Here is a 16,432-nt window from a genome sequence, read left to right as displayed (position 1 = left end):
GACAGCTATCTGGCCGGCCTGCACCTACGCGGAGCCGTGTTATGGATCCGAAGCCTCCGCCCAGTCTAAAGATCCGAACTTCGTACAGGCTCTAGGACGGTGGCGCTCGCCGCGTCGTCGAGATGCACCCACGAGCTGTAGCCACCGCCGTCGCCGATGACTGGGTATTGCCGCTTGCGTACGAGCTCGACCTGGTCGTCGGTGGCCCCCGGTCCGTAGAAGGCGCCATAGCGCAGCACAGCGCCACCGGCCTTGACGACCACCTCCTCCAGGTGGCTGATCGCCTGCGCGCCCTTGCCGGTGCTGGTGGGATCCAGCGGGTGCTCTTCGGTCTTGATCCAGCCGCCCTCGCGGATGCCGTTCCAGGAGGCGTAGCTCTGCGCGATGAAATGGGGCACGCCGGTCGTCCGGGCGGCGGCCAGCAGGTGGTCGGTCCCTTCGGTACGCAGCCGGTTGGTGGTGGCGAACCAGCGATCGAAGTGCTTGATGTCGGGCTTGCCGGAGATCGCGGTCATCTGGTGCACGATCACTTCTGGCCGGGCTCGGGCCACCGCATCGCCGACCGACCTCCGGTCCAGCCCGTCCATCACGATCGCCTCGGCACCCAGCCGCTCCAGCAGCTCGCGTCTGCCCGCGCGCGTCGTCGTCGCCGTCACCTCGTGACCCCGAGCCACCAGCTGCGGCACCAGCCGCTGTCCCAACACGCCGGCACCACCGGCCACGAACACTCGCACAGCCATCACCTTCCCGTTGTCGGTGTCTGTCTCCGCTCCCGGGACGAGACAGCTCGTCGTTCTGTGACACGGCCGGCCGCGTGCCTGCCGATGTCACAGAACGGCGGGCTGTCTCGTCCCGTTAGGACAGGCCAAGCCCTCCGAACACGAGGAGACGCGCATGAGACGCCGACTGTGCGTCATCGGGGGCCGCCCCGGCCGTCAGGCATGACCGCACTGCCTTCGTACCTGACAGAAAGACACCTGGCCGCGGTCGAGGAGCTGACCGGGCAGGACCTGCGCGACCAGCTGGAGACCAACCTGTTCGGCGCGTTGCGGGTGATCCAGGCCGCGCTGCCCTACCTGCGCGAGCAGGGCTCAGGGCACATCATCCAGATCTCCTCCACCGCCGGCGTCGCCGCCTTCTCCCTCGGCGGCGGATACCGCGCATCGAAATGGGCGCTGGAAGATCTGAGCGAGACCCTAGCCCAGGAGGTCGCCGGCTTCGGCATCAAGGTGACCGTGATCGAGCCGGTGGTTACGCCACCGGCGCGAGTGCTGGGGCGGTCCGGGCCCCGCCCAACCCGCTCTACGACGCCGCCCGCCGGGCTCACGCCGCGTACGCCCAGGCGCGGGACGTCGGAGATCCGGTGGCCGCAGGTCAGGCCATGCTGGAGCTCGCCGACACCGCCGACCCGCCACTGCGCGTGTTCTTCGGCGCGGAGAGCCTCCCCATGCTTCAGCAGGCCTACGCCGACCGGCTCAAGACCTGGACCGGCTGGCACGACCTCTCGATCAAGGCGCAGCGGCTCCGGACGGTATGACCTCTCGGCGAGCAGCAGGGCGCTGAAGTCCCGACCCGAGGAAGCGGAGCCCCGCCCGGTGATGGTGCCGCCTTCCTGGCCGGGCGTGGGGTGTGACTGCGCGCCCGTCCTACCGCGATCGCACCCCGTCCCGACGAGCACCTGCGCGCACCGATCCGCCTGGGCCTGCCGCCATCGGGCGCACAGACGAGGCGAGCTGCCGGGCCCGTGTGGCGGTTATGCGTGGCTCTTCTCTGCGGTCGTGTACGGCGGCGCGGTGGCCAGGCGGTGCCTGCGCTTGGGCAAGCCGTACGTGGGGTGCGAGGTGGCCCACAGCGCCGTCCTGTGAATGGCCGCCTGGACCCGCGAGGGCTGCCGACCGCCCTGGTACTTCGGCTTCGCCTGCCCTTGGTCGTCGACTGTCTGCAGGATCGCGTTCCGCCGTCCGAGGCTGATGTGGTTGTACGTGTGAACCAGCTTGGTGTGCGCGATCCTACGGCCGGTCAGGCGTCCCACGATGGCCTCGATGGCCTGCCGGCCGGTGTAGCCGGCCGACGCGCAGGACATCGGCAGTGGCCGGCCGTTGTCGCCGATGGCGTGGACGCTGTCGCCGATGGCGTAGACGTCCGGGTGCGAGACTGACCGCATGGTGCGGTCGACGACGATCTGTCCCTTCCCGGTGACCTGCAACCCGCCGGCGGCGGCGATGGGGCTGAGCGCGAACCCGGCCGTCCACACGGTCGCGTCGGAGGGCAGGGTGGTGCCGTCAGCGAACCGCACCCGCGTCGCCTCGACCGCTTCCACGCTGGTGTGTTCCACGACGGTGACGCCCAGCCGGTCGCAGGCCCGGCGCAGGTAGCGGCGGGCTCCGGCGGAGAGCCGGGCGCCCAGCTCGTGACGGGCGACGAGCGTCACCGACAGGCCGGGCCGGGCCTCGGTGATCTCGGTGGCGGACTCGATGCCGGTCAGCCCGTCGCCGACGACCACCACGTTCCCGCCTCCTCCTCGCCTGTCCAGGCTGTCCAGGCGCTCGCGCAGGCGTAGCGCCGAGGGGCGGGCGGCGACGTCGAAGGCGTGCTCGGCCGCGCCGGGAACGCTGCCGTCGTCGCCGCGGCTGCCGAGTGCGTAGACGAGCGTGTCGTAGCCGAGCTCCCCGCCACCGCCGGCGACGCTGTCGGCGTCGGCCATGGTGACGATCCGGCGCTCGGGATCGATGGCGGTGACGCGGGCCAGGCGCAGCTCGATCCCCGTTCCCGCGAAGACGCCGGCGAGCGTCGGGGCCTCGATGTCCCCGCCGGCCGCGAGCTGGTGCAGCCGCATGCGCTGGACGAAGTCCGGCACGGCGTTGACCACAGTGATCTTGACGTCCTTGCGGGACAGCCGGCGGGCCAGGTTCCCGGCCACGTAGGCCCCGGCGTAGCCGGCGCCGAGGACGACGATGCGATGCCTCATGTGTTGCTCCTGTCGGTTGGCTCTCGCTGGTGAGCGTGGACTCGGCCTGCGTCAGCGGTCTTCTCGATCGAGGGTGCCGTGCGCCTCGGCCGAGAGGTCCTGCCAGTCGGCCCAGGTCTTGAGCCGGTCGGCGTAGACCTGCTGGAGCATGGGGTAGAAGCCCTGCCCGAAGAGCACCCGCAGGGGCGGGTTGTCGGAGTCGACGAGCTTGAGCAGCGCCTGGGCCGCGGCGGCCGGATCGCCTGCCGGCTGCTTGCCCGCGTACGCGGCGATGCGCTGCCGGAGACCGTCGTAGATCGGGTCGGGCTCGGACAGGTGGCCGTTGGCGAGCGGGTCGGGGTTCTCGCCGGAGCGGGTGGCGAAGCCGCCGGGCTCGATCACGGTCACCTTGATGCCGAAGCCGGCGACCTCCTGGGCGAGGGATTCGTTCAGGGCTTCCAGCGCCCACTTGGAGGCGCTGTAGGCGCCGCTGAGCGGCATCGCCATGAGCCCGGCCGCCGAGGACAGCTGGATGATGTGCCCTGAGCCCTGCTCGCGCAGGTAGGGCAGCGCGGCCTGGATCACCCACAACGCGCCGAACAGGTTGGTCTCCAGCTGGTCGCGCAGGTCCTGCCCGGTCAGCTCCTCGACCGCGCCGACCTGGGCGTAGCCGGCGTTGTTCACGATGACGTCCAGGCGGCCGAAGTGCTCCTTGGCCCGGGTGACGCTCGCGCGGACGGCGGCCGTGTCGGTCACGTCCAGCTTCAGCGGAAGCACCAGGTCGCCGTAGGCGGTGACCAGGTCGTCGAGGCTTTCGGCGGTCCGGGCGGTCGCGGCCACCTTGTCGCCGCGCGACAGGGCGGCCTTGACGAACTCGCGGCCCAGACCGCGGGACGAACCGGTGACGAACCAAACCTTGCTCATGATGTCTTTCCTCTTTCGGCTGGCGGTAGAGCGCTGATCCCCACGTGCTGGGGCGCGCGGCATCCTGACGACCATGTGGCGTCGGTGCCACGAACTTTGTGACAGTGCGGTGCTGTGTCGTACGCCACAACGAACCACAGAGGACGGGGTGTCACACGGCGGTGCGGGCCGGCGTCTTGTGTACGGAACAGGAGGTGCGGGTGACAGGCAGGACCAGTCATGTACGGGCGCAGGGACGCGAGCGGTTCTCTTCCGCACGGACGGCCGGACCGACGGCGTCATGGCGGGTCCGGGCCAGGACGCCCGCGTCACTGACCTCTGCTGCGTCCGCAACTCGCGAAAGCCGGCCCGCATCGCCGCGCAGGCGCCGCACACGCTGAGGTGACTCTTCAGCGGTCGCGACTTGCTCGACACCCCTGTACGGCGCGGGCATTCCAGGCTGAGTCCTCCCTCGCCACAGGCATCACGCAAACGTTGTATATAGGAGTAGACATGGCCTTTCGGGCCGCACCGGCAGCCGACATACCATCGTCACCCTGGGCGGCGGTGGCCAGGACAGTCGTCCTGCTCACGGCGGGCATCGCCGTGCTGCTCACCGCCTTCGCCTGGCCGTCGGTGCGCTCGTCGGTGCACGACGTGCCGATCGCCGTCGCCGGGCCGGCTGCCTTGACCAAGCGGACCAGCGCCGCCCTCGACCAGCGCCTGCCGGGCGGCTTCGAGATCACCGAGGTCGCCGACACCGCGGCCGCCGAACGGTTGATCCGCGACCGGCAGGTGTACGGGGCGATCGACCTCAGCTCCGGTTCCCCGCAGGTCATCATCGCCTCCGCCGCCAGCGCGGCGGTCGCGCAGACCCTGCAGGGCATCGCGACCGCGCTCGGTCAGGCGAAGGACGCCGGCCCCGCGGCCGCCGTCCGCGATCTCGTCGCCCTGCCGGCCGACGACCCGCGCGGCGCCGGCCTGGCTGCCGGAGCGCTGCCCCTGGCCATGGGCGGCCTGCTCGCCGGGCTGCTGCTGACCACGCTCGTCCGCGGCACCGGTCGCCGGGTCGCCGGAGCGCTCGCCTTCGCGGTCACCGGCGGCCTCGCGGTGGCGGCGATCCTTCAGTTCTGGCTCGGCTCGCTCAGCGGCCACTACTGGGCCAGCAGCGGCGCGATCGCCCTGACCGTCGCGGCCACCTCCCTGAGCATCCTCGGCCTGGCGTCCCTGCTCGGGAACGCCGGCTTCGGCCTCGGCGCCGCCACCGTGATGCTCATCGGCAATCCCCTGTCAGGCGCCGCGACCGCACCCGAGATGTTGCCCGGCTGGTCCGGCGCGCTCGGCCAACTGCTGCCGCCGGGGGCGGGGGGCCAGTTGCTGCGCTCCACCGCGTTCTTCGACGGCCGCGGCGCTGCCCACTCCCTCATCGTCCTGGTCGCCTGGCTCGTGCTCGGGCTCACGCTCTGCCTGGCCGGCGGCCTGCGCGCCCGCCGTGCCGCCACACGCGCGGCGGGCGCGCCCTCCGCTCCAGCGCCTCCGGGTTCCGGGAACGGCGGTCATTCCGGAAAGGGCGGTCCCAGCGAACCCAAGACACCGCTCACCCTGCGGTGAACACCAGTGACAAGCAGAGCCCGACTCCGCGGCGGCCCAGGAAGGAACTGCGATTCGATGAGACCACACCTGAAAGGGCTCTCCTGGGAGCGGGACGGCGAGCGGCCTCGTCTGGTCTACGATCCGCGTGACCAGTTCCTGCTCAGCGATCCCGACGGCTCGGTGGAGAAGCTGCTGACGCTGCTCGCCGAGGGCGGCCGGACGATCGGGGAGCTCGCCACGTCCTGTCGGCCGACGTGGCCGAGGTACAGGCCGCCGTGACCGCCCTCGACGCCCACGGCCTGCTGGAGGATGGCGACCGCCTCGACGGTCTCACCGCGCACGAGGCCGAACGCCACTGCAGCAACCTGGCCTTCTTCGAATCGTTCGTCTCATTGGATCGCAGCCGGGTGGACCTGTAGGGGCGGCTTCGCGAGTCGCACGTGCTGGTGCTCGGCACCGGCGGTCTGAACTCCACTGTCATCCAGCATCTTGCCGGTCTGGGCGTGGGCAGACTTCTCCTGCCGCCGGTGCTGGCGCTGCGGGAGCGGCGGCTCCGACGCAGTGGCCGGCTCCTTTAGCCGTGTCCCGGTGAACGACGATCATTTTCACCAGTGCACTGGCACTGGCTGGCCGGCGCTCTCGCCCCAGTACGGCTGTCCTTGGACCGCTGGAGCACGCCCGTCGATATCGAGACGGCCGCGGCCGCGCTGATCAAGGCTGCCGTCTGACCACGGTCTCGCTCTGGCATCGCTCGAGCTCGGCTGGAACGTCGGCCTCATCTTGGCACCGCATCATCACCGACGCCATGCCCGGGCCATCATCGGCGCGACCGTCTGCTGACCGCCGGCAGGACGGACCCCGGTAGAGGTGGCCACCGTGGTGATGAGGCGCAACCTCAGTGCCAGGCCAGGCGTTGCTCCAGCAGCGCGTGCTGGGCCGGGTTGGCGGTCAGCTCCAGCGCCCGCTCATCGGCCCGCCGCGCCTGTTCACGGCGCCCCAGATCACGCAGCAACTCGGCGCGGGTGGCGTGGAAGAGGGGGTAGCGCTCGAGCACGTCGCCAAGATCTTTCAGCTCGTCCAAGGCCGCCTCAGGGCCTTGGACGTGCCGCAGGGCGATCGCCCGGTGCAACCGCGTGACCGGTGAGGGCGCCAGGTGCAGCAGCATGTCGTACAGCACCAGGATCTGCGCCCAGTCGGTGGCGGCGAAGGTCTCGGCCTCGGCGTGGCAGGCCACGATCGCCGCCTGCAACTGGTAGGACCCCGGCCGCCGGTGGGCGCGGGCCGCGCGCGTGAGGAGGGCGGTGGCCTGCTCGATGGCCTGCCGGTCCCATAGGCCTCGGTCCTGATCGGCCAGCAGCACCAAGCGGCCCTGGGGGTCGAAGCGGGCCGCGCCCCGCGCCCGGTGCAGCCGGATCAACGCCAGCAGCCCGGCCACCTCCGGCTCCTTCGGCAGCAGGTTCGCCAAGAGCGCGGCCAGCCACTCGGCGTCATCGACCAGGTCACGTGCCTGGGCCCGCTCGGCCGTGCTGGACAGGTAGCCCTCGTTGAACAGCAGGTAGATGACCGCCAGCACCTCGTTGACGCGCCACGGCAACTCCTCCTGCGGCGGGATGCGGTACGGGATCCCGGCTTCGCCGATCTTCCGTTTGGCGCGGGTGATGCGCTGCGCCACCGTGGACTCGGGCACCAGGAACGCGGCGGCGATCTGTGCGGCCGACAGCCCGCACACCACGCGCAACGTAAGCGCGATCTGCGCGGCACGCGACAGCGCCGGGTGGCAGCAGGTGAAGATCAGCCGCAGCCGGTCATCGGAGGTGGCGGGTGCCGGCCAGGTGAGCTGGGCGAGCTTGGCCCGGTAGTTCGACTCCCGGCGCAGCACGTCCAGGCCGCGCCGCCGGGCCACGGTGAACAACCAGGCGTCTGGGCGCTCGGGGATCCCCTCGACCGGCCAGCGGCGCAGCGCGACCTCCACCGTGTCCTGTACCAGGTCCTCGGCGGCGGCGAAGTCGCCCAGCAGCGACACCAAGGACGCGGCCAGCCGGCCCGCGTGCTCGCGCACCACGCGGGCCAGCACCTCCCGGCTCACCTGCTCGGGCACCGGCTCGCTCATGAGACGGGGCGAATCTCCACGATCGGGCAAGCCGGCCAGGAGCGAGCGATCTTCAGCGCCTCGTCCAAGTCGGCCACCTCGACCTCGGCGAACCCGCTGACCACCTCCTTGCCCTCGACGAACGGCCCATCCGTGACAACGGGCTCGCCCTGATCCAGGCGCACCGTGGTGGCGGTGTGCACCGGCGCCAGATGCGTATGGTGGGTGATCTTGTCGGCGTGGTCGGCGAACCACTGTCCGACGGCCGCGTAGGCGGCCTGCTGCTCCAGCTCGCCCATCGCCTCCAGTCGCTTGGCGAATTGCTCGGTCTCGACGAACATCAGCACGTACTTCACCTTCTGGCCTCCTCGCTATGGTCAGTTTGCCGGGAGCGTCGCATACAGATCCACGCCGTTGCCGTCCGGGTCGGCCACCGTGGCGTAACGCATACCCCAGAACGCGTCGAACGGCTCGGCTATCCCTCGGTAGCCGGCCTCGATGAGCTCGGCGTACTTGGCGTCCACCCCGGCCGGGCCGTCGAACTCGAAGCACAGCAGCGTGCGCGGCCCGCCGGTCGGCGCGCTCCAGCCGGGCAGGAACGGGGTGCGGAACGCCTCCGTGTCCAGCATGATGTGCAGCCCGCCGGGCAGGTCGCAGCCGGCGTGCTCGGGCGTGTTCGGGTCGAGCTTGAACTCCAGCCCGAGGTGGGCGTAGAAGGCGATCGTCGCGTCCATGTCGGAAACCACGATGTCGATCGTGTTGAGCGCCGGATTCATGACCTACTCCATCTTCTCGGCCTGTCCGGAGGGCGCGCGCCGCGCTTCCGCACCGGTCCGTCACCAACAAGACGATTGGCGCAGACCGCGATACGACACCCCACCCCGTCACGATCTCCAGTCGGTCGCCCGCCAACGGCGGTGATCTCACACATCCGACCGCCCGGGTCGTTCCATCCTTCGGCCGGCCGCCCGCGTCATGCGCTGGGGCGTGATCATGACTGCCGTGAGACTGGCACAATGCACCACGTCATCGGTCATGTTGATCATCTGACTGGCCGCTGCTGAAAGCCGAGGGCGCCCATGCCGCGCCGTGCGCGGCATGGGGCCCTGGCATCCCTGGAGGCTTCCTGGACGATCCCGAGGACGTTCCCGCCGCGGTGGTCGACTACGTCGCCGAACAGCTCGGCCTGCAAGCAGCCGACCTGAAGGGGTATGGCGAGAAGGAGGCCCACTGGGATCATCAGGAGCAGATCCGCACCGGCTACGGCTACACCGCCTTCGAGGGCGAGGAGTGGTTCGCGCTGGCCTGCTGGCTCTACAAGCGGGCCTGGGCCACAGGCGAGCGCCCGATCGTGCTGTTCGACCTGGCCATCCGGCGCCTCCGACGAAGCCCAGGCGAACCCCGTCAGGCAGAGCCTGCTCGATGACGCCCTTCAGTCACTCGGTGCTCGGGAAGCGCGGCCCGCTGTAGGCGGGCCTTGCGGTGTTCACTCAGGTTGGTCACGCCGAGCCGGGCCCGCATTTCGGCGGTCAGCCGGCGTCTTTTGAGTGCTCTGTCGTGGACGGACTCCCGCCGGATTCCGAGGATTCTGGCGAGTTCGCCGAAGGAGTAGCCGCCTGGGTTGTCCTGGTTGATGGCGGTGGCGATGTTCATGGCGTTCCGCAGGTGTTGCCGCAAGAGTTCGATGTGTACCGGACCGACCGGGTCGTCCGAGAGCCGTCGAGTGAGCGCGTCGATCATCCGGTGCAGCATCGCGACGTACTCTTCGGTCTCCACGACGCGACGATGGTGCTTGCCGGGGGGTGTGCGGGGAGCCGCTGACGTCTGCTCCGCCGATCCTGTGGGTGGTGTCGGTGGGCGGTGATGGGTGTGAGGTCGCATGTGGCGGGCGGCGGGCCGGTGTGCTTGCGGGTGGACGGGCGGAGCCGTGGGGTGTCGGCGCATGGGTGAAGTCGTCACGGTGTGGACCTCCAGGCAGGACGGTGTCGGGCGAGAAAGGAGGGGAGCGAACAGGAGTGACACGGCCGCTGGGGGAGACCGAGGGGAGACCGGAAGGAACGGACAGGCCCGGTTCCATGCGGGAATCCGGGCACCATCCGTTCTGAAGCGAATCTCCTTTCAGAGTTCTGACCTGCCGAAATGCTGGTTCTCGCCGTCATGGCACGGATACTGCTTGAACTGCACGTCGTTGGCCGTGGACGAGCTCGGCAGGTCCGCGCACTTGCCCGAGTGCCTGGCCACCAGCCGCAGGTAGCCGCCGCCTGCGTCCTGCAAGGTCCACTGCTGGTTGGCGCCCGTGCCGCAGCCGTACTGCTGCAGGGCGGCGCCGTCGGCGGTGCTGACGCCGTTCACGTCGAGGCACCTGGACGAGTTGCGGGCGATGATCTGCACGTGGCCGCCGCTGATCGACTGGATGCGCCACTGCTGGTTGGTGCCGCCGTTGCAGTCGTACTGGATGACGGCCGCCAGGTTCGCGGTGGAGCCGTTGCGCACGTCCACGCACTTGCCCGAGTGCCGCACCGTCAGCCGGTCGTAGCCGGAGCCGGTCGCGGTGATCGTGCCGGCGGCGGCGTCGATGGTGAGCCGCCGCGCGTACGTCAGGCTCATCGTGGTGCTGCTGGGGAACTGGACGGGCAGCCACACGTAGCGCGAGTCGTTGACCGGGCCGCCCCACGCGCCGGCCCACCGGTCGCCCAGGTACAGGTACGAGGTGCCGGACGTGCCCTGCACCGGCAGCACGAACGCCGGCTGCGAGCCGTACGTGAGCGCGTCCCCGGCGTTCTGCCAGGCGCTCCACGTGCCGGTGATGCTGGTGGCGGTGGCGTACTTGGCCTGGTTGGGCTGCCAGCCGGTCGCGCCCGAGGTGAGCAGGAAGTAGACGCCGCCCCGCTTGAACATGGCGGGCGCCTCCCGGTGGTCGCCGTCCCACATGCGCACCAGCGCGGCCACGTCGGTGAAGTCGGCGGTCAGCCGGTAGACGTGCAGGTCGTAGTTCTCGTCGGCGGCCGAGATCATGTAGCCGGTGCCGTCGGTGTCCACGAACGCGGTGATGTCGCGTGACATGTGCCCGAGCGGCCGGAAGCTGCGCAGATAGGTGTAGGCGCCGTCCACGGTGTTCGACACGGCCACGGCCGCGCGGGCCTCGCCGTAGTCGCGGCCGTTCTCCTTGTGCATCCACATGACGAACTGGCCGGTGGCCGGGTTGTAGATCACCTTGGGCCGCTCGATGTTGGCGACCTGCAGCTCGGCGGCGCTCGACTGGGTCAGCACGTGGTTGCGGAACTCCCACGTGCGCAGGTCCGCCGAGCGGTAGGCGGAGACGTAGCGGAAGGTGCCGTCGGCGTTGCGGTTCTCCCCGAACCAGTAGTAGTACGAGCCGACCTTCACCACGCCGCCGCCATGGGCGTGCAGCAGGTTGCCCGAGGTGTCGGTGAACTGGGCCCCGACCGGCACCGTCACCGGCGCCGCCCGGGCGGGCAGCGCCGGTAACAGGGTCAGCAGGAGTGCGGCGAGCAGGGTCAGGACGCGGGACATGAGGGTGCTCCTCTCAGCCTTTGATGCCGGTGAGCAGGACGCCCCTGACGATCCATCGCTGTGCGATGAGGAAGAGGGCGACCAGGGGCAGGATGGCCACGAGCGCGCCGGCGAACAGCGCCGGCATGTTGACCGCCTGCTGGTTGAGGTTGGTCGACAATGCCACCTGCACCGTCCAGAACTCCGGGTCCTGGCCGATGACCAGCGGCCACAGGAACGCGTTCCAGTGCTCGATGAAGGACAGGATGCCGAGCGAGGCGAACAGCGCGCCCGAGTTCGGCAGCGCCAGGCGCCCGTACAGGCCGAGGTAGCCCAGGCCGTCCACCCGGCCCGCGTCCTCCAGCTCGCGCGGGAAGCGCAGGTAGAAGCCGCGGAACAGCAGCACCGCGAACGCGCTGAACAGGCCGGGCACGATCAGCCCCCACATCGTGTTCACCCCGCCCAGCGAGCCGACCACCACGAACGTCGGGATGAACGTGGCCGCGCCCGGCACCATCATCGTGGCGATGACGAAGAAGAAGGTGGGCTTGGAGGCGGCCACGGGGATGCGGGCCAGCGCGTACCCGGCCATGGAGGCCAGCAGCGTGGACAGCGGCGCGGAGATCGCCGAGATCAGCGTCGAGTTCCACAACGCGTGCGCCAGCGGCACCGCCTCGTTGCCGAACGCGTCCGCGAACCCCTGGAAGCTGATCGTCTCCGGCCACCAGTGCCAGTCCAGCGAGCCCAGCTCCCGCTTGCTCATCAGCGCGTTGCGGACGAGCAGGTAGAACGGCAGCAGGAACGGCACCGCGAAGACGATCACCGCCGCGTACGAGCCGAGATGCCGCTTCCTCATCAGCCCTCCTCCTCGGCGGTCCTGCCGAACCCGGCCAGGCGGCCCTGCAGCAGCGTGAACACCACGATCAGCACGGTGACCACGAACGCCCCCGCCGACCCGGCGCCGTAGTTCTGCTCGCCGAGCGCCGTCTGGAACAGGTAGATCAGCGGCGTGCGGCCGTCCGCGCCGCCCAGCCCCGACAGGTTGGAGGCCAGGATGTTGTAGAACTCGTCGAACGCCTGGAACGCGTTGATGATCAGCAGCAGCACCACGGCCACCGAGGTGTTGCGCAGCATCGGCCAGGTGATGTGCCGGAACAGCCGGCCCTCCGACTCCGCCCCGTCCACCCGGGCCGCCTCGTAGAGTTGGGCGGGGATCTGCTGGATGCCGGCCAGGAAGAGGATCATGTAGAAGCCGGTCTGCAGCCACAGCCGCACCGTGACCAGCACGATCCAGTACAGCGGCGGGTCCACGGTCGCCACCCAGCCGATCGAGTCCTCGTAGCCCAGGAGGTAGGCCAGGCTGTTGGCCACGCCCGACGGGGTGCCGCTGAACAGCGACATCTTCCACACCAGCGCGCCCACCACGTACGAGACGGCCGCCGGGATGAAGAACGTGGTGCGGAAGAACGCCCGGCCGCCGCGCAGCCGGTTCACCAGCACCGCCAGGCCCAGCGACAGCGCGAACGTCACCGGCACGATGAACAGCGTGAACAGCAGGATCGTGACCAGCGACCGGGTGAAAGCGGGGTCACCCAGCAGGCGCCGGTAGTTCTCCAGGCCGTTCCAGTCGCCCAGGGCGATCGTGCCACGGGCGTCGTTGAAGCTGAGCAGGAAGCCCCAGCCGATGGCCACGTACTTGAACAGGAACAGCCCGGCCACCATCGGCAGCGTGAGCAGCAGGAACGCGCGCCAGGCCGGCCACCGCGCGGCCCGCCGCCCCGCGGCGCGGTGGGGACGCCCGGTCGCGGGGCGGGGCGGAGCTGCCGTCGTCACAGCACCGGCACCTTGTCGAGGATGTCCTGCGACCGCTTGGCCGCCTCGGCGAGCGTCTTCTCCGCGTCGGCGCCCTTCTTGACGATCGCGGTGACCGCGTCGGTGTACGGCTGGCGAACCTCGGCCGTCCACAGCGCCGGCTGCTTGATGCCGTGGGCGGCCACGGCGTCCATGACGGTCTTGGCCGGGCCGGTGTTCAGCTTGTCGGCCTTGGCCGCGGTGCTGTTGCGGGGCGGGATGTGGAAGCCGTAGGCCAGGCTCCAGTCCGTCTGCGCGGCGGTGTTCTCCACCCACAGCCAGCGCACGTACTTCTTGGCCGCCTCCAGGTTGCGGCTCTTGCCGTTGACGACCTGCACCCAGCCGCCCATGTTGACCACGGCCTGCCCGCCGGGGCCGAACGGGGGCAGCGCGAAGGCGTCGAAGTCGTCGCCCAGCGCCTCGGTCAGGCCCGGCACGGCCCACAGGCCGACCCACTGCATGGCCGCCGCACCGTTGATCAGCGCGCCCGGGTCCCACCAGTCGGTGGAGTAGCCCTGCAGGGTCGCCTTGGCGTCGTACAGCTCCTTGACCGCGGTCAGCGCCTCGACCACCTTCGGGTCGTCGTAGGTGATGTCGCGGTCGTCGATCAGCAGGTTGCCGTTCGACCACGGCACCATCTGGCCCAGCGGGCCGACGCCGTCGTTGCCCACGAACAGGCCCTTCTGCTTGCCCTGCGTGAGCTTCTTCGCCGCCGCCGCGAACTCCGCGAAGCTGGTGGGAACGCTGACACCGGCCTTGGCGAACAGCGACTTGCGGTAGAACACCAGCATCGGGTCCACGATCATGGGCACCGCGTACACCTGGCCTCCCCACGTGTACGGCTGCAGCACCTTGGGGTTGAAGTCGGCCTTCTCCGCCCCCAGCACGTCGTCCAGCGCGGTGACCTGGCCGGCCTTGACCATGTTCGGGCTGACGTCGTTGACCTCGTACACGTCGGGGCCGTCGGGGGTGAGCACGGCGGCCGTCCACTTGGTGGCGTAGTCGCCGGGGATCCAGGAGACCTTGACCGCGATGTCGGGGTTGGCCTTGGTGAAGTCGGCGGCGTACTTCATGGCCGCCTGCTGCGTGCCCTCCTCGCCGTACTCGTGGTACCAGTGCGTCAAGGTGATCTTCGCCGCGCCTCCGGACGGCGCGGCACTGCCCTTGGCCAGCGGGTCTCCGGTGGAGCACGCGGAGACGGCGGCGCCGGCGACGAAGAGCACGGAACCTTTCAGAAGTCCGCGCCGGGTGAGTGGTCTGTCCATCGGGGCCACCTCTCGTGGGGGGAAAGAGTCGGGGCCGATGCCAGGTAACCGGTTACTTCAGACGTCGTGAGCCGGACGCTAGACGCGGATCTCCGGTGGCGTCAATGCGCTGTTAACTTTTCGTTACAAACCCGCTGGGGCTGGGCTTGACGGGTCGGATGGGATCTCTTAGCGTCCTGGGCATTGCTCAAGTAACCGATTACCTGGTTCGAGCGCTCACCTGGGAGATCGCATGACCACACCCCGCCGCGTCACCATCAGGGACGTGGCCAGGAAGGCCGGAGTCTCGGTCGCCACCGTCTCGCGCGTGCTGGGCGGCGACTACCCGGTCCTCGCGGCCACCCGCAACAAGGTCATGCGTGCCGTACGAGAGCTCGACTACGTCCCCAACGCCCACGCCAGAGCCCTGTCCGCGGCCCGGCCCGGCGCCATCGCGATCGTCGTCAACACCATCGCGGTGCCGTACTACGCGCTCATCGCCCAGGGCGTGGAGGACCAGGCCGCCCAGGAGGGCAGGCTGTCGCTCATCTGCACCACCGGCGGCGACAACGGCCGCGAGCTGTCCATCGTGCAGCTCCTGCGCGAGCAGCGCGCCGAGGCCGTCATCCTGGTCGGCAGCGTGATCGTGGACGAGGAGTACCGCAAGCGTATGACCGAGTACGCTCACGCCCTGGCAGCCGCCGGCTCCCGCCTCGTCCTGTGCGGCCGGCCGCCGCTGGGGGAGGGGGCGCCCGCCCTCGTCGTCGGCTTCGACAACACCGGCGGCGCGCACGCCGTCACCGCCCACCTGCTGTCGGCCGGTCACCGCAGGATCCTTTACCTCGGCGTGCGGCCCGGCCACACCACCTCCGACACCCGCGTGGCCGGATACCGCAGCGCCCTGGCCGAGCACGGCGTGGCCCTGGACCCGGGGCTGCAGATCGAGGCCGAGTTCGACCGCGACGCCGGCTACGCCGCGATGAACCGCCGCCTGGCCGAGGGGCCGCCCGACTTCACCGCCATCTTCGCGGGCAACGACCTCGTCGCCGCGGGAGCGATCCAATCGCTGCACGAGCACGGGCTGCGCGTGCCCGACGACATGTCGATCGTCGGCTACGACGACGTGCCGCCCGCCCAGGACCTGCACCTGACCACCGTGCACCTGCCGCACGACGAGCTCGGCAGGGCCGCGGTGCGCCTCGCGCTCGGCCGGCTGACCACCAGCCCGATGACGCTCGGCACCCACATCGTGGTCCGCGACTCGGTCAGGCCCCTCGGCCCCCGATGAATCCCGTCGTGGCGTTCGCGATGCAGCCGCCGCTGCTGCCCGAGCTGTTCCCGCTCGACCTGCGGCGCCGCCTGTCACTGGTCGGCCGGGTGCGCGAGCGGGTGATCGACGCCTTCGACGGGCCGCTCGACGCCGAGATCCTGATCACCGGGTGGGGGTGCCCGCGCATCGACGCCGACGTTCTGGCCGCCGCGCCCCGCCTGCGGGCCGTCGTCCACGCCGCCGGCAGTGTCAAGGGGCACCTGACGGCGGCGGTGTTCGACCGCGGCATCGCGGTGTCGTCGGCGGCGCAGGCCAACGCCGTGCCGGTGGCCGAGTTCACCCTCGCGATGCTGGTGCTGGCGGCCAAGCAGGCGTTCGCCAGGGCGCGGGCGTACTCGGCGGGGGCCTGGTCGGGTGACGCGCTGCCCGGCGTGGCCACCCCGGGCGAGCGCGGCGGGCTGGGCGGGGCGACCGTCGGGGTGATCGGGGCCTCGCGGGTGGGCCGGCTCGTCATCGGCGGGCTGCGCTTGCACGGGGCGCGGGTCCTGCTCAGCGACCCCTACGCCGCCGCGGAGGAGGCGGCGCGGCTGGGAGCGCGGGCCGTTTCGCTGGACGAGTTGTGCCGCTCGGCCGAGCTGGTCACCGTGCACGCGCCCGAGCTGCCGGAGACGCGGGGGCTGCTGGACGGGCGGCGGCTGGCGCTGCTGCGTGACGGGGCCGTGGTGGTCAACACCGCGCGCGGGGCGCTGATCGACACCGACGCCCTCGTACGGCACTGCTCGGGCGGGCGGATCTCCGCCGTGCTCGACGTGACCGATCCCGAGCCGCTGCCGCCGGGGCATCCGCTGCTCGGGCTGCCCAACGTGCTGGTGACGCCGCACATCAGCGGGGCCAGGGGGCGGGAGTTGCGGCGGCTGGGGGAGTTCGCGGTGGGGGAGGTGGAGCGGCTGGCCCGGGGGCGCCCGCTGCGCGGCGCCGTCCGCGTGGCCGACCTCAACCGCATCGCCTGAACCCTGGAGCCC

18 protein-coding genes and 1 pseudogene are annotated in these 16,432 nt (G+C 70.6%); 8 read left to right on the top strand and 11 right to left on the bottom strand.

Going from position 1 to position 16,432, the window contains the following annotated elements; all coding sequences use genetic code 11:
* Positions 1-65: 65 nt before the first annotated feature.
* Positions 66-728 (bottom strand): NAD(P)-dependent oxidoreductase, encoded by a 663-nt coding sequence (locus AB0I79_RS39690; protein ID WP_357884817.1) that lies wholly within the window; start codon positions 726-728, stop codon positions 66-68.
* A gap of 96 nt (positions 729-824) precedes the next feature.
* On the opposite strand from AB0I79_RS39690, the pseudogene AB0I79_RS39685 reads away from it, so the two are divergent.
* Positions 825-1,196 (top strand): annotated as a pseudogene (locus AB0I79_RS39685) (SDR family NAD(P)-dependent oxidoreductase); the annotation flags it as partial.
* 167 nt (positions 1,197-1,363) lie between these two features.
* Positions 1,364-1,537, top strand: coding sequence for a hypothetical protein (locus tag AB0I79_RS39680; RefSeq protein ID WP_357884828.1), 174 nt, complete (start codon positions 1,364-1,366; stop codon positions 1,535-1,537).
* A gap of 216 nt (positions 1,538-1,753) precedes the next feature.
* Here AB0I79_RS39680 and AB0I79_RS39675 read toward each other — a convergent pair whose 3' ends face one another.
* Both AB0I79_RS39675 and AB0I79_RS39670 read right to left on the bottom strand, forming a co-directional pair.
* Positions 1,754-2,968: an FAD-dependent oxidoreductase gene (locus tag AB0I79_RS39675; RefSeq protein WP_357884815.1), complete on the bottom strand. Its 1,215-nt coding sequence runs from the start codon at positions 2,966-2,968 to the stop codon at positions 1,754-1,756.
* Between the two features lie 51 nt (positions 2,969-3,019).
* The gene (locus tag AB0I79_RS39670) at positions 3,020-3,871 is read right to left on the bottom strand and encodes an SDR family NAD(P)-dependent oxidoreductase (RefSeq protein WP_357884813.1); all 852 of its coding nucleotides are present in this window, start codon (positions 3,869-3,871) and stop codon (positions 3,020-3,022) included.
* Between the two features lie 546 nt (positions 3,872-4,417).
* Here AB0I79_RS39670 and AB0I79_RS39665 point away from each other — a divergent pair.
* The 3 genes from AB0I79_RS39665 to AB0I79_RS39655 are packed head-to-tail and all read left to right on the top strand — an operon-like array spanning position 4,418 to position 5,862.
* Positions 4,418-5,461, top strand: coding sequence for an ABC transporter permease (locus tag AB0I79_RS39665; RefSeq protein WP_357884811.1), 1,044 nt, complete (start codon positions 4,418-4,420; stop codon positions 5,459-5,461).
* A 57-nt stretch (positions 5,462-5,518) separates the two neighbouring features.
* Positions 5,519-5,722, top strand: a complete 204-nt coding sequence (locus AB0I79_RS39660) for a hypothetical protein (protein ID WP_357884809.1) — start codon at positions 5,519-5,521, stop codon at positions 5,720-5,722.
* On the top strand, positions 5,719-5,862 hold the full coding sequence (locus AB0I79_RS39655) for a hypothetical protein (protein ID WP_357884807.1): 144 nt from the start codon (positions 5,719-5,721) through the stop codon (positions 5,860-5,862). Before AB0I79_RS39660 ends, AB0I79_RS39655 begins: the two co-directional genes overlap by 4 nt.
* Positions 5,863-6,338: 476 nt before the next feature.
* Here the strand turns inward: AB0I79_RS39655 and AB0I79_RS39650 are convergent, their stop codons facing one another.
* Genes AB0I79_RS39650 through AB0I79_RS39640 form a run of 3 tightly spaced genes read right to left on the bottom strand, consistent with a single transcriptional unit; the run spans position 6,339 to position 8,308 of the window.
* Positions 6,339-7,553: a DUF6596 domain-containing protein gene (locus tag AB0I79_RS39650; RefSeq protein WP_357884805.1), complete on the bottom strand. Its 1,215-nt coding sequence runs from the start codon at positions 7,551-7,553 to the stop codon at positions 6,339-6,341.
* Positions 7,550-7,888, bottom strand: coding sequence for a YciI family protein (locus AB0I79_RS39645; RefSeq protein ID WP_357884803.1), 339 nt, complete (start codon positions 7,886-7,888; stop codon positions 7,550-7,552). The genes AB0I79_RS39650 and AB0I79_RS39645 overlap by 4 nt, the downstream gene beginning before the upstream one ends.
* A 21-nt stretch (positions 7,889-7,909) precedes the next feature.
* A complete protein-coding gene (locus AB0I79_RS39640; RefSeq protein WP_357884801.1) occupies positions 7,910-8,308 on the bottom strand; it encodes a VOC family protein in 399 nt (132 codons plus the stop codon).
* Between the two features lie 281 nt (positions 8,309-8,589).
* Between AB0I79_RS39640 and AB0I79_RS39635 the strand changes: the two genes are divergently transcribed.
* Positions 8,590-8,958 carry a DUF4158 domain-containing protein gene (locus tag AB0I79_RS39635; protein ID WP_357884825.1) on the top strand — a complete coding sequence of 123 codons (369 nt, stop codon included), beginning with the start codon at positions 8,590-8,592 and terminating at the stop codon, positions 8,956-8,958.
* On the opposite strand, the gene AB0I79_RS39630 is transcribed toward AB0I79_RS39635, so the two are convergent.
* The 5 genes from AB0I79_RS39630 to AB0I79_RS39610 form a co-directional block, all read right to left on the bottom strand.
* The gene (locus AB0I79_RS39630; RefSeq protein WP_357884798.1) at positions 8,937-9,308 is read right to left on the bottom strand and encodes a hypothetical protein; all 372 of its coding nucleotides are present in this window, start codon (positions 9,306-9,308) and stop codon (positions 8,937-8,939) included. The genes AB0I79_RS39635 and AB0I79_RS39630 overlap by 22 nt on opposite strands.
* 342 nt (positions 9,309-9,650) lie before the next feature.
* Complete coding sequence (locus tag AB0I79_RS39625; RefSeq protein WP_357884796.1) at positions 9,651-11,066, bottom strand: RICIN domain-containing protein; 1,416 nt, start codon at positions 11,064-11,066, stop codon at positions 9,651-9,653.
* A gap of 13 nt (positions 11,067-11,079) precedes the next feature.
* Positions 11,080-11,901 carry a carbohydrate ABC transporter permease gene (locus AB0I79_RS39620; RefSeq protein WP_357884794.1) on the bottom strand — a complete coding sequence of 274 codons (822 nt, stop codon included), beginning with the start codon at positions 11,899-11,901 and terminating at the stop codon, positions 11,080-11,082.
* Positions 11,901-12,878: a sugar ABC transporter permease gene (locus AB0I79_RS39615; protein ID WP_357884792.1), complete on the bottom strand. Its 978-nt coding sequence runs from the start codon at positions 12,876-12,878 to the stop codon at positions 11,901-11,903. The genes AB0I79_RS39620 and AB0I79_RS39615 overlap by 1 nt, the downstream gene beginning before the upstream one ends.
* Entirely contained in the window at positions 12,875-14,119 is a 1,245-nt protein-coding gene (locus tag AB0I79_RS39610) for an extracellular solute-binding protein (protein ID WP_357884790.1), read from the bottom strand. Before AB0I79_RS39610 ends, AB0I79_RS39615 begins: the two co-directional genes overlap by 4 nt.
* 274 nt (positions 14,120-14,393) lie before the next feature.
* Here AB0I79_RS39610 and AB0I79_RS39605 point away from each other — a divergent pair, with 274 nt between their 5' ends.
* Together AB0I79_RS39605 and AB0I79_RS39600 are read left to right on the top strand one after the other, a co-directional pair.
* Entirely contained in the window at positions 14,394-15,428 is a 1,035-nt protein-coding gene (locus AB0I79_RS39605; protein WP_357884788.1) for a LacI family DNA-binding transcriptional regulator, read from the top strand.
* Between the two features lie 8 nt (positions 15,429-15,436).
* The gene (locus AB0I79_RS39600; protein ID WP_357884786.1) at positions 15,437-16,420 is read left to right on the top strand and encodes a hydroxyacid dehydrogenase; all 984 of its coding nucleotides are present in this window, start codon (positions 15,437-15,439) and stop codon (positions 16,418-16,420) included.
* Positions 16,421-16,432: the final 12 nt, after the last annotated feature.

The organism is Nonomuraea sp. NPDC050202, assembly GCF_040656115.1.
In the GTDB taxonomy this organism is placed as follows: Bacteria; Actinomycetota; Actinomycetes; order Streptosporangiales; family Streptosporangiaceae; genus Nonomuraea.
The sequence above is the reverse complement of the archived record's forward strand: the minus strand, read 5'-3'. Positions and strand labels throughout refer to the sequence as shown.

Coding starts and splice junctions, on each gene's coding strand:
- AB0I79_RS39675 (WP_357884815.1), bottom strand. CDS start 2,968: ATGAGGCATCGCATCGTCGTCCTCGGCGCCGGCTACGCCGGGGCCTAC.
- AB0I79_RS39670 (WP_357884813.1), bottom strand. CDS start 3,871: ATGAGCAAGGTTTGGTTCGTCACCGGTTCGTCCCGCGGTCTGGGCCGC.
- AB0I79_RS39660 (WP_357884809.1), top strand. CDS start 5,519: ATGAGACCACACCTGAAAGGGCTCTCCTGGGAGCGGGACGGCGAGCGG.
- AB0I79_RS39650 (WP_357884805.1), bottom strand. CDS start 7,553: ATGAGCGAGCCGGTGCCCGAGCAGGTGAGCCGGGAGGTGCTGGCCCGC.
- AB0I79_RS39640 (WP_357884801.1), bottom strand. CDS start 8,308: ATGAATCCGGCGCTCAACACGATCGACATCGTGGTTTCCGACATGGAC.
- AB0I79_RS39625 (WP_357884796.1), bottom strand. CDS start 11,066: ATGTCCCGCGTCCTGACCCTGCTCGCCGCACTCCTGCTGACCCTGTTA.
- AB0I79_RS39620 (WP_357884794.1), bottom strand. CDS start 11,901: ATGAGGAAGCGGCATCTCGGCTCGTACGCGGCGGTGATCGTCTTCGCG.
- AB0I79_RS39605 (WP_357884788.1), top strand. CDS start 14,394: ATGACCACACCCCGCCGCGTCACCATCAGGGACGTGGCCAGGAAGGCC.